The sequence below is a fragment of the Bradyrhizobium sp. Ken64 genome, from assembly GCF_055807555.1.
In genome coordinates this window covers 1-11,611 of the sequence record NZ_JBVVPA010000033.1, presented here as the reverse complement: position 1 = coordinate 11,611, position 11,611 = coordinate 1, and the positions used below count along the sequence as shown (strand labels likewise).

Sequence of the window (11,611 nt, the reverse complement as noted above, 5' to 3'; positions counted from 1 at the left end):
GAGAGTTAGGCGCGCGTTACGCCGCCTTCTGCCCGCTGCCGGCATCGAGCCCGGCATAGACGCCGCGCTCGAAGCCGGCAAAAGCCTCGAGACACTTTGCGTCGGCGAATGGCAGCAACTGCATCAGGATCACGCCGGTGACGTCGCGCGCCGGGTCGATCCAGTAATAGGTGTTGGCGAGGCCCGCCCAGGCGAGGCTGCCCGCGCTGCGCCCCTCGGCGGTCTTGGCGGTGTTGATCATGAAGCTGAGGCCCCACTTCTTCACCTGCTCGGGGTAGAGATCGACGTCGTTGGTGTACATCGGCGCCGCCGTGGTCATCTTGCCCATGGCGAGGTCGCCGATGTGGTTCTGCCCCATCGTCGTCACGGTCTCGGCCTTCAGCACCTGATTGCCGTTGCCGCGGCCCTTGTTCAGGATCATCTGGGTAAACCTGATATAGTCGGCCGCGGTCGAATAAAGGCCGCCGCCACCCATGTGGAATTCCGGCTCCTGCTCGAGCTCGAACGGGATCGCGGCGAGCTGGCCATCCTCGCCGCGCGCATGCATGCCGACCAGACGCTTGCGCATGTCGTCGGTGATCTTGAAGGCAGTGTCGCTCATGCCAAGCGGTGCGAACAGATTGTCGCGCAGATAGGCATTGAGGCGCTTGCCGCTGACGGCTTCCACCGCCTTGCCGACGAAATCGATATTGGTGCCGTATTCCCAGCGCGTGCCGGGGTCGGTCATGATGGGCGTCTTCAAGGCCGCGTTCTGGCAGGTGGTGATGGCGGGGATGCCGTTCTTGTCCAGATAGACCGCGAGATCGCCATTCCACATGTTGTAGCAGAAGCCTGCGGTGTGGGTCATGAGCTGGCGCAGCGTGATCGGCCCCTTGGCCGGCCGCAGTTTTGGTTCGCCCTTGGCATCGAAACCTTCGAGCACCTGCGGCTTGGCGAGATCGGGCAGCACCTCGCCGATCGGCGCATCCAGCGACAGCTTGCCTTGCTCGACAAGCTGCATCGCGCCCGCTGATGTCACCGCCTTCGTCATCGATGCGATCCAGAACACGCTGTCGGCGGTCATCGCATCCGGCTTGGACAGGTCGCGCTTGCCGAACGCGCCCTGATACAGCACGTCGGTACCGCTGGCGGCGATAGCGACGACGCCCGGAATCTCCCTGGCTTCGCTCTTCTGGCGCAGAATCTGATCGATCTCAGCTTTGCCTTGCATACGCGTTTCCTCCGGTTTGATTATTGTTGGAAGCGATCGATTGTCCTCCCGCGTGCGCCGCGCGGCAAGCACATCCACATACCTGCCGCGGTCGCGATGTCGTGACTTGACGGTCGGCTCCCTGCGCCCGACGACAAGGCGGCTGAACTACAACACTCCGTCACAATCTGCGGTGGATGGCCGCAGCCAGCGGTGACCGTGGATGGCTCCTGGCGATATGTTTCGACTGTTTGAAGCACTTGAAACATTTTGTGAGCTGCGGCGTTCAGTTCTCGGCCGATCGACGGCCAACGTTAAGACTTGATGCAATTTTGGCGGCCGCCCACCGGCCGTGATGGGGACCTCAGATGATTTCGACCTGGAGCGAATGGAAGCGCTATCCCCGTCCCGGACGGGGCGAGAACCTGGAAGCGCCGATTGCGCCTGGAATCTATGAAGTCCGCATCGCCGGCACCGGTGCGCTCTATTCGTTCGGCGCGGTCGACAATCTGGCGCAGGCGCTTGCGCTGCTGCCGGTCGGTTCAAAGTCCTGGTTCGGCCGCCGCAACGCCTCCGACGTCCCCGATCTCGAATACCGGACCTGCGCGACCTCTTCGAAGGCGGACGCCAAGGCCGCCGCCGAGCGTATGATCGGCCGGCGCGAGACCTATCTGAGCGGCGCGGCGTAAGGACGCGCCGCTCCCAGCCTGGCTCCCAGCAGATGTGCGTTGCGGGACGGTGCATTGCTCGCCGCTTCTCCCTATATTCCGGCCGAACCGGAACAGCCCGCAAAAGCCTTTGGGAGTAACGCCATGACCCCGACCGCCACCGCTCGTGCCCAGCACGCCACGTCCAATCTGCGCGACCGGTTGAAGGACCCGTCGCTTCTGAAGGAGGCCTGCTACATCGACGGCGCCTGGGTCGGATCGCCGGTCTTCGCCGTCAACAATCCCGCGACCGGCGTCGAGCTCGCAAAGGTTCCGCAGCTTTCGGCCGATGACGCCACCAGGGCGGTCGAGGCCGCCGAGCGCGCCTTCCCGGCCTGGGCCAAGCACACCGCCAAGCAGCGCTCCAACATCTTGCGCAAATGGTTCGAGCTGATTATCGCCAATCGCGAGGACCTCGCGCTGATCCTCACCTCCGAGCAGGGCAAGCCGCTCACTGAAGCCCTCGGCGAGGTCGACATCGGCGCCGCCTATATCGAGTTTTTCGCCGAGGAGGCCCGCCGCGTCTACGGCGAGACCATCCCGACCCAGCGGCCGGATGCGCGCCTGCTCGCGATCAAGCAGCCGATCGGCGTCTGCGGCGCGATCACGCCGTGGAATTTCCCGAACTCGATGATCACGCGAAAGGTCTCGCCGGCGCTGGCTGCGGGCTGCACCGTGGTGCTTAAGCCCGCCAACGAGACGCCACTCTCGGCCTTGGCGCTGGCCGTGCTTGCCGAGAAGGCCGGCATCCCCAAGGGCGTGCTCAACATCATTACCGGCGATGCAGCGCCGATCGGCAAGGTGCTGTGCGAGCATCCGGCCGTGCGTTTCGTCGGCTTCACCGGCTCGACGGCGGTCGGCAAGATTCTCTACCGGCAGGCCTCCGTCGGCGTGAAGCGGCTCGGCCTCGAGCTCGGCGGCAACGCGCCGTTCGTGGTGTTCGACGACGCCGATATCGATGCGGCGGTCGAAGGCGCGATCGTCTCGAAGTATCGCAACATGGGCCAGACCTGCGTCTGCGCCAACCGCCTTTACGCCCAGGACAAGATCTACGACGAGTTCGTGCAGAAGCTGTCGAAGAAGGTCGCGGCGATGAAGATCGGCGACGGCACGGAAACCGGCGTCACGCAGGGCCCGCTGATCAATCTGAAAGCGGTCGACAAGGTCGAGCGCCACATTGCGGACGCCGTGAAGCGCGGCGCCAAGGTCGTCACCGGCGGCAAGCGCAGCGAGCTCGGACGCTCGTTCTTCGAGCCGACCGTCCTTGCCGACGTCAAGCCGGACTCGCTGGTGGCGCAGGAAGAGACCTTCGGCCCGCTCGCGCCGGTGATCCGCTTCAAGGACGAGGCCGACGTCATCGCGATGTGCAACGCCTCGCCGTTCGGGCTCGCCTCCTACTTCTACTCCCGCGATCTCGGCCGCGTCTGGCGTGTCGCCGAGGCACTGGAATCCGGCATGGTTGGCGTCAACACCGGCCTGATCACCACGGAAGTCGCGCCCTTCGGCGGCGTCAAGGAAAGCGGCCTCGGCCGCGAAGGCTCGCATCACGGCATGGAAGAATATGTCGAGATCAAATACGTGATGATGGCGGGGGTTTAGGGGCTCGCCGTCATTCGCGGATGTGATGAAGGCAATGCCTCCTCCAGGGTCGTCCTGGCGAAAGCCAGGACCCATTACCCCAGCGAGGCGGTTGGCGAAGATTGGTGGTCCGGTACTTCCACCGCCTGCGATAGATAGATTCCGCGGTATGGGTCCTGGCTTTCGCCAGGACGACATCCAATGTGTGTGGTGCGATCGTTGCCCTACGGCCTCGCTAGCGCCTCAACACCGCGATCGTCCGGTTCGCAAACGTCAGCCGCTCCGCCATGACCGACACGAAATAGGTCAGCAGCTTGTGGCTGAGCTCCGGATCCTCGGTCTTGATGGCGTCGAACTGGTGTGTGTTCAACACGTAGAGCACGCTATCGACTTCGGCCTGGATCGTCGCGCTGCGCGGTGTCTGTGACACCAGCCCCATCTCGCCGATCGTGGTGTAACGGCCGAGGCTGCGCACGCGCGTGGTGCGGTCGTCGTCGGCCGGGATCATGATGCCGACGCGGCCGTCGAGGATGAAATGCATGGAATCGGCGGGATCGCCGGCCTGCACGATGACCTCGCCGGCTTCGACCTCGATGCGCTGGCAGCGGCGGATCAGTTCGTCGGCGCCGTCCTCGCTGCCGAGCATGCGCGTGAACCAGTCGCGCAGGCTGGCTTCTTCCTGCGCCAGCTCCTGATGCTGCGAGATGAGCTCGTTCTCGCACCATTCCAGCGCGCGATCGAGTTCGGGGATGATGGTGACGCCGTCGCCGACGAAGTCGCTGGAGCGCAGCACCTTCTCGGCCGCAGCCGACAGATGCACCAGGATCAGCTCGACGCCGAGTTCGCCAGCGCTGCGCTTGATCTGGGCAAAGCTATAGGCAGCCGATGAATCCACGCCGGTGACGAGCTTGAAGTCGAACAGCAGATAGCGGCATTCGGGGCGCTCCTGAAGCAATCGCTTGACGTGCTGGTAGAGCCGGTTGGCGGAGCCGAAGAACAGATAGCTCTGGAGATTGAGGCCCTGGATCTTGCCGCCATGGGCCAGCAGCACGTCCTGGTCGTCGCGCGAGCGGTCGAGCGAGGAGCGGTACTCCGAGCCGTCGAAACTGTATTTGATCGATTCGACCCGCGCGGCGCTGAACGCAAACGTTGCGCAGCCGATGATGACGCCGATCAGGATGCCCGGTACGAAACCCCAGGCGACGATGATCGCGATGATGGCGATCAGCGACAGATATTCGAGCTTCGACAGACGCTTGCGCGACTCGATGATCCATTTGTGCAACTGGTCGGCGCCGAGATAGAGCAACAGGCCGCCGAGCACGAATTTGGGGATGAAGCCGAGCAACTCGGGTGCGACGGCGAGCACCAGCAGGGACAGCGCTGCGGCCGTGAGGCCGGACAGGCGCCCGCGGCCGCCGCTGGAGAAATTAAGCATCGAGCGGCTGGTCGAGCTGCAGCCGGCGTAGCCGCCCAGCAGGCCGGTCAGGATATTGGCGGCGCCGGTGACGTTCAGCTCACACTCCAGATTGGCTTCGCGATGCGTGGCCACCTCGATGCCGGTGGTGTTGAACAGCGTGCTCGAGGCCGTGACGAAGATGACGGCAACGACATTGCCAAGCAGGTCCGGGATGGCAAACCAGGGATAGCGGACGAGATCGTCGGTGTGCCAGGGCAGCATGAAGACCGCTTGCGGCGGGGCCTGAAAGGTCCAGCCCAGCGTGCGCGCCTCATCGAAGGAAACGCCGGTGAGCCAGAACGCCAGATGCGCGGTGAGCACGCCGCCGACCAGGATGATGGGCAGTCCGAACGGGCTGCGCGAGCGGTGCCAGGTGAGATACAGCACCAGCGCCATGGCGCAGGCGGCACCGAGCTCCAGCACGATGGTGCGGTTGGCGAAGTGCGACAGCGTCGCGAATTGCAGCGGATGGTCGGTGATCACCCGGACCGCACCCATGACAATGAGAAGTCCGGTTGCGCCGAGGAAGCCGCCGACCACCGGATAAGGCACGTAGCGGATGGCGCGGCCAAGCCGCGTCAAGCCGAGGCCACACAGCACCAATCCCGTCAGCATCGTCGACAGGCCGAGCGTGATCAGGATCGGTGACAGCAACGGCGTCGACAGGTTCGCGATCTCGATACGTTCGACCACCGAGGCGGCCAGGATACCCGTCACCGCGGCAGTCGAGCTGTCGGGGGCTGCAATCGCGAAGGGCAGGGAGCTGCCGAGCGCGACGACGGCCGCAAGTACCGCGGAGCTGACGAAAGTTGCCGTGATGCCGTAGGACAGATAGGGCGACAGCGGCCCCGCGAAGATCAGCAGCGAATAGGACAGTCCGAACGTGACGGTCAGGACACTGGCGGCGCTGCCGCCCAATATATCGTTCAGCGCGCGCTTGAGCGCCGGATTAAGCCCGGTCGACGGAGTGAAGCCAATTGCGGGATCGGTCACGCCGTGACACTCGCTCATGAAAATTCCTGTTCGAGACGTAGACGACTGCGAGCCTAGCGCAACAGGATTCTTGCAAGTATGAGCTATCCGACAGGTCTGGCGGCGCTTATTGCTTCAACCATCAGCAGGTTCCGCTCCGAGCGGACGCGATCCATCGTGTGTGAACGGCCAATCATACACGGCAGATGGAAGAAACTGGAGCGCCCGCCATTCGGCGTCGTCCTGGCGAAAGCCAGGATCCATTACCCCAGGGAGCAGTTTGGCGATGATTGTGCCTTTGGGATTTGTACCGAACGCACGGGATAGACCTCACGGTATGGGTCCTGGCTTTCACCAGGACGACGCCGGGGAGGCATCGAGCCGGCGGGCAATGACGGCGCGGGACGAAACAGCCGAGCTAAAGCTTTAGCTCACTTCCCGTCACGCGGCGATACGCTTCCAGATACCGCTTGCTGGTCGCGTCCACCACGCTTGCCGGCAAAGGCGGCGGCGGGGCGTCGCCGTTCCAGCGGCCGGCGCGGCGTTCGACGTCGAGATAGTCGCGCAGCGGCTGCTTGTCGAAGCTCGCCTGCGGCTGGCCGGGCTTGTAAGCGTCGACGGCCCAGAATCGCGAGGAATCAGGTGTCATCACCTCGTCGATCAGGATGATGCGGCCGTCCTTGTCGCGGCCGAATTCGAACTTGGTGTCGGCGATGATGATGCCCTGCTCGCGGGCGAGCTCCTCGCCGAGCGTGTAGATCGCGCGCGTCATGCTCTCGAGCGTATAGGCCGTCTCGTCGCCGACGACCTCGCGCATCTTCGCGATGGTGATGTTCTCGTCATGGCCGGTCTCGGCCTTGGTCGCCGGGCTGAAGATCGAAGGCTCCAGCTTCTCGCTCTCGACCAGTCCCGCTTTCAGCTTTTCGCCGGCCAGCGTGCCGCTTGCCGCATATTCCTTCCAGGCCGAGCCCGAGAGATAACCGCGGATCACGCATTCGATCGGAAATACCGTGGTGCGGCGGCACAGCATGGCGCGGCCGAGAATCTCGGCGCGATGCGGTCTCAAGGCCGGCACGGCGGCGACGATCTCGTCGGTGTCGGCGCTGATCATGTGATGCGGCACCACGCCTTCGAGCTCGTTGAACCAGAACGCGCTGATTTGCGTCAGGACCGCGCCCTTCATCGGGATGGTCTCGCCCATCACGACGTCGAAGGCGCTGATGCGGTCGGTGGTGACGAGCAGCAGGCGGTCGTCGTCGACGGCGTAGATATCACGTACCTTGCCGCGCCCGATCTTGGGCAGCGGCAGGTCGCTGGAGAGCATGGTAGTCATCGGCAGAACTTTCGGAGCAAGGCCTTGCGACAGGACATCCGGCCGCGCCTGATCGCGCGACCGGAAACCGGGATAGCCTATTCCGGCAGCGGAATGAACTCATGTTCCTGCGGAACCGCCGCGAAGCGGCCGGTTTTCCAGTCCTGCTTGGCCTGCTCGATCCGCTCCTTGCTGGAGGAGACGAAATTCCACCAGATGTGGCGCGGGCCTTCCAGGGCGTCGCCGCCCAGAAACATCATCCGTGTGGCTTTGAGCACCTTCACCGTGATGCGGTCGCCCGGACGGAAGATCAGCAGTCGCGGCCCCTCGTAGCGCTCGTTCGCGATCTCGACCTCGCCGTCGACGACGTAGATGGCGCGCTCCTCGTGATCAGGATCGAGCGGCACGATCGCGCCCGCGACCGCCGTGACCTCGGTATAGAACCAGGGCGACACCATCGAAACAGGTGAGGCGACGCCGAAGGCCGAGCCCGCGATCACCTTCGCGGTGAAGTCGCGCTCGGAGACCATCGGCAAGTCACCAGCGCCGTAGTGCTGGAACGACGGCGCGATCTCTTCCGATCCGGCCGGCAGCGCGATCCAGCTTTGTAGGCCGAGCATCTTCTGCCCCGAGGCGCGTTGTACATCCGGGGTGCGCTCGGAATGCGCGATGCCGCGGCCGGCCGTCATCAAATTCATCGCGCCGGGCTGGATCTCCTGGATGTTGCCCTCACTGTCGCGATGCATGATAGCGCCGTCGAACAGATAGGTGACGGTGGCAAGCCCGATATGCGGATGCGGCCGAACATCCATGCCCTTGCCGGAGACGAATTGCACCGGCCCGAAATGGTCGAAGAAGATGAAGGGACCGAGCATCTGGCGCTTGCCGTGCGGCAATGCGCGCCGGACCGCGAAGCCATCGCCGAGATCGCGCGTGCGCGGCACGATGACGAGATCGAGCGCATCGCAGGACATGGGATCGCCGAGCACGGGATCGTTCGAGGGTTGCCAGCTCATGTGGACTCCTTTTGGCTTTTTCGAGCTAAATCCTAGCAGGATTTCGCGCGGCCGTCGCGGCTAAGCCCGGACCACATACTCCGCCGTCATCGCCCGCGAAAGCGGGCGATCCAGTACGCCGCGGCCTACCTGTTCGATCATGACCGTCCCGGAACACTGGATCGTCCGGTCAAGCCGGACGATGACAGAGTGCGCGGCGCGCGATGGTCCTTGAAAAAATAGGCGCAACGAAGGATGTTCGGCTGATGTCAACCGCGACCCATCGCAGCACCCGATGACCCTTGCCGCAACCGAGCTCGCGTTTCGTGCTGCCAGCGTCGCGCTGCTGCTGGTGCTAGCAGCGTCATTGCTCTCGGATTTCCGCAATGTTCTGGCAGCCCGGCTCGGTGCGGCCTTTGCGCTCGGCTCGGCAGCGCATGCCGCGAGCTATTCCGTCGGCGTATCGTCGCTGGTCCCGGCATGGCATGCGCCGCTGATCGCGGTGTCGACCGGCAATATCGTGGTGTTCTGGCTGTTCACGCGCGCGCTGTTCGACGACGAGTTTCGCCTGCACCGGTGGCACGGATTGACCTGGGGGCTGGTGACAGCCTTCAGCTTCGCCAGCTGTCTCTGGATCGCACCCGGCGGACATGTCCGGTCCGCCGTCACCGCGGTGAACATGATCGTGCTCGGCTTCATTGCGCTCGCGATCATGCAGACGATCGCCTCATGGTCGGCCGATCTGGTCGAGCGCCGCCGCCGTGTTCGCATCTTCATCGTCTGTGCTGCCGCGCTCTATGGCGGATTGAACGCGGTGCTCCAGATCCTCGTCGTCGGCAGCGACGTCGGCGACGTCGCCAACACCGTCAACGCCGGCGTGCTTGCCAGCATCGTTGCGGCTATCGCCTATGCGATGATGCGCGTCGATGGCGCCGACCTGTTTCCAGCTGCCGCGGAGGCTGCGCCGGCGATCACGGCGAGCCAGCCTGCGGCCGACGATGCTGCCGACCAAAAGCTCATCGAGGCCCTGATGCGGCTGATGGCGGACGAACGGATCTATCGGCAGGAGAACATCAGCATCGGCGTGCTGGCGGGCCGGCTGAAAATTCCCGAATACCGGCTGCGCCGGCTGATCAACCAGGGGCTTGGCTACCGCAATTTCAATGTGTTCCTGAACAACCACCGGATCGAGGAGGCCAAAGCCGCGCTGGCCGATCCCGCCCAGGCCGAAGTCCCCGTCATCACCATCGCGATGGATTCCGGCTTCCAGTCGCTCGGCCCCTTCAACCGTGCCTTCAAGGCCGTGACCGGCGTGACGCCGACGGAATATCGGCGGCTCAAGGTCAATGCCGTCTAATTCTTTAGTGTACTGAAATATTTGGATTATTTCAGAATCGGCGAGCGTCTCGCGGTTTTCGGCTGCGCCGTTTTCCAAATCCGGCGAGCGGGCATCGCGTGAATGCCGCTTCGTCTCCGGCACGCGCCTCAAGCCGGAGCAAGCCCGTGACCCGCCGCCGCAAGATCGTCCTACTCGCCGCCACCACCGCCATTGCGGGCCTCGCGCTCGGCGCGGTTCGCGCCCATGACGTGCCCAAGGTCGCGACCGGCTTCATCGCCGACGTGCTCTGTTCCGAGACGTTTGTCTCGGGCCTCGATATCAGGCGTAATTTGACCGAGACCGCCGATGCGATGCCGGGCGCCGGTCTGCTCACCTGGGCGATGGATTATCAGGTCGATCGCGCACGCAAGGACGTCACGGTGACGTTGTTCGGCATTGGCCGCAGCCATGCCGTCTATCGCGAGGGACTCGGCTGCACGCTCGAGCACGGTGCGGAGATTGCCGAGGTCAGGCTGCCGCCGGATGACAGGCAGCCGTCGTTGCTGCCCGAGATTGCCGGCCCCGCAATCGTGTCGCCGCAAAGCCCGGAGCTGTCAGCCGCGCTCGATCATGCCTTCGCCGAACCTGCGCAGCCGCCATACCGCCGCACCCGCGCGATCGTCATCATGAAGTCGGGCCGCATCATCGCCGAGCGCTACGCGGACGGCATCGGACCGGAGACGCCGCTGCTCGGCTTCTCCATGACCAAGTCCGTGATTTCGGCTCTCACCGGGATCCTCGTGCGCCAGGGCCAACTGAAGCTCGACGGGCCCGCACCGGTCGCCGCCTGGACAAATCCGGACGATCCTCGTCACGCCATCACCGTCGATCAATTGCTGCGCCACACCGCGGGTCTGGCGCTCGGCAGCTCGCTGCAGGCCTCGCTCGGCTCCGCCTTCGAGCCGGTCAATCGCATGAAATTCACCGAAGACGACATGGCAGCCTATGCCGCGAGCATGCCGCTTGCGACCGCGCCGGGCACCGTGTGGAATTATCACGATGGCAACACCATCCTGCTCGCGCATCTGATCCGCAACGCCGCCGGCGGCAATCCCGAAGGAGCGCTTGCCTTCGCGCGCCGCGAATTGTTCGCGCCGCTCGGCATGCGCCATGTCACGCTCCAGCTCGACGGCGCCGGCACGATCAAGGGGTCGAGCGAGATGCTCGCATCCGCGCGCGACTGGGCGCGCTTCGGCCAGCTCTATCTCAACGACGGCGTCGCCGGCGGCAGGCGCATCCTGCCTGAGGGATGGGTGAATTACTCGGCGTCGGCGACGCCCAATGCCTGGGTCGGCATCGGCACCGGCTTCTGGACCAACCAGGGCGACAGTTTTGGCGCGACCTTCCGCATCGATCACGGCTGGCCGCGCGATGCCTTCTTCGCCAAGGGCACGATCGGGCAGTACACGATCGTGATTCCGTCGGAACGCTTGGTGATCGTGCGGATGGGCCGCTCGCCGAACTGGCCCCCGGAAGCGGACGGTGTGTTCGATCTGGTGCGCGATGTGGTTGCGGCAACGCGCGAGAAGGGGAAGGTGGCGAGGGGGAATTGAGAAGATAGTGAGGAGTGCGCTGCCTTCCTCCCTTCTCCCCTTGGGGGAGAAGGTGGCGCGAAGCGCCGGATGAGGGGTATCTATTGAACCTCCTCCGAATGGGTGGACACCTGTAGTAGGCTCGTTGAGCCCGGAGGTGTCGAATGGAACGTCAACGTCGGTCGTTTACTGAGGAGTACAAGCGCCAGGCCGCCGAACTGGTGGTATCAAGCGGACGCTCGATCGGGGCGGTTGCCAAGGAGCTCGGTCTGCGCGACTCGGTATTGCGACGCTGGGTCGATAAGCTCCGGCAGGAGCCGGCATCGGCGGCGTGGCGCCCCACCACGCAGGCGACGCCGATGTCGGCGGACCAGGCTTCGGAGATCGCCCGCCTGCGCCAGGAGAACGAACGGCTGCGCATGGAGCGCGACATTTTAAAAAACTGTCCAGCGGGATGGCGCGCCTGTGCGGGGTAGAAACAGCCTTGTG

The 11,611-nt window shown here is 64.4% G+C and carries 9 protein-coding genes; 5 read left to right on the top strand and 4 right to left on the bottom strand.

Going from position 1 to position 11,611, the window contains the following annotated elements; genetic code table 11:
- Positions 1-16 precede the first annotated feature (16 nt).
- Positions 17-1,210, bottom strand: coding sequence for a serine hydrolase domain-containing protein (locus tag AC0L2F_RS32480; RefSeq protein ID WP_473251173.1), 1,194 nt, complete (start codon positions 1,208-1,210; stop codon positions 17-19).
- Positions 1,211-1,557: 347 nt separating this feature from the next.
- On the opposite strand from AC0L2F_RS32480, the gene AC0L2F_RS32475 reads away from it, so the two are divergent.
- Both AC0L2F_RS32475 and AC0L2F_RS32470 read left to right on the top strand, forming a co-directional pair.
- Positions 1,558-1,878: a hypothetical protein gene (locus tag AC0L2F_RS32475; RefSeq protein WP_007603877.1), complete on the top strand. Its 321-nt coding sequence runs from the start codon at positions 1,558-1,560 to the stop codon at positions 1,876-1,878.
- 123 nt (positions 1,879-2,001) lie between these two features.
- A complete protein-coding gene (locus tag AC0L2F_RS32470) occupies positions 2,002-3,495 on the top strand; it encodes an NAD-dependent succinate-semialdehyde dehydrogenase (protein WP_063996513.1) in 1,494 nt (497 codons plus the stop codon).
- A 214-nt stretch (positions 3,496-3,709) separates the two neighbouring features.
- Here AC0L2F_RS32470 and AC0L2F_RS32465 read toward each other — a convergent pair whose 3' ends face one another.
- From AC0L2F_RS32465 to AC0L2F_RS32455, 3 genes are all read right to left on the bottom strand, one after another.
- Positions 3,710-5,926, bottom strand: coding sequence for an SLC26A/SulP transporter family protein (locus tag AC0L2F_RS32465; RefSeq protein WP_473251194.1), 2,217 nt, complete (start codon positions 5,924-5,926; stop codon positions 3,710-3,712).
- Positions 5,927-6,323: 397 nt separating this feature from the next.
- Positions 6,324-7,238 (bottom strand): phosphoribosylaminoimidazolesuccinocarboxamide synthase, encoded by a 915-nt coding sequence (locus AC0L2F_RS32460; RefSeq protein WP_473251172.1) that lies wholly within the window; start codon positions 7,236-7,238, stop codon positions 6,324-6,326.
- 77 nt (positions 7,239-7,315) lie between these two features.
- The gene (locus AC0L2F_RS32455) at positions 7,316-8,233 is read right to left on the bottom strand and encodes a pirin family protein (RefSeq protein ID WP_473251171.1); all 918 of its coding nucleotides are present in this window, start codon (positions 8,231-8,233) and stop codon (positions 7,316-7,318) included.
- A 274-nt stretch (positions 8,234-8,507) separates the two neighbouring features.
- Between AC0L2F_RS32455 and AC0L2F_RS32450 the strand changes: the two genes are divergently transcribed.
- From AC0L2F_RS32450 to AC0L2F_RS32440, 3 genes are all read left to right on the top strand, one after another.
- Positions 8,508-9,569 (top strand): AraC family transcriptional regulator, encoded by a 1,062-nt coding sequence (locus AC0L2F_RS32450; RefSeq protein WP_473251170.1) that lies wholly within the window; start codon positions 8,508-8,510, stop codon positions 9,567-9,569.
- A gap of 146 nt (positions 9,570-9,715) precedes the next feature.
- Positions 9,716-11,143: a serine hydrolase domain-containing protein gene (locus AC0L2F_RS32445; RefSeq protein ID WP_473251169.1), complete on the top strand. Its 1,428-nt coding sequence runs from the start codon at positions 9,716-9,718 to the stop codon at positions 11,141-11,143.
- Between the two features lie 143 nt (positions 11,144-11,286).
- Positions 11,287-11,598, top strand: a complete 312-nt coding sequence (locus tag AC0L2F_RS32440; protein ID WP_473251168.1) for a transposase — start codon at positions 11,287-11,289, stop codon at positions 11,596-11,598.
- Positions 11,599-11,611: the final 13 nt, after the last annotated feature.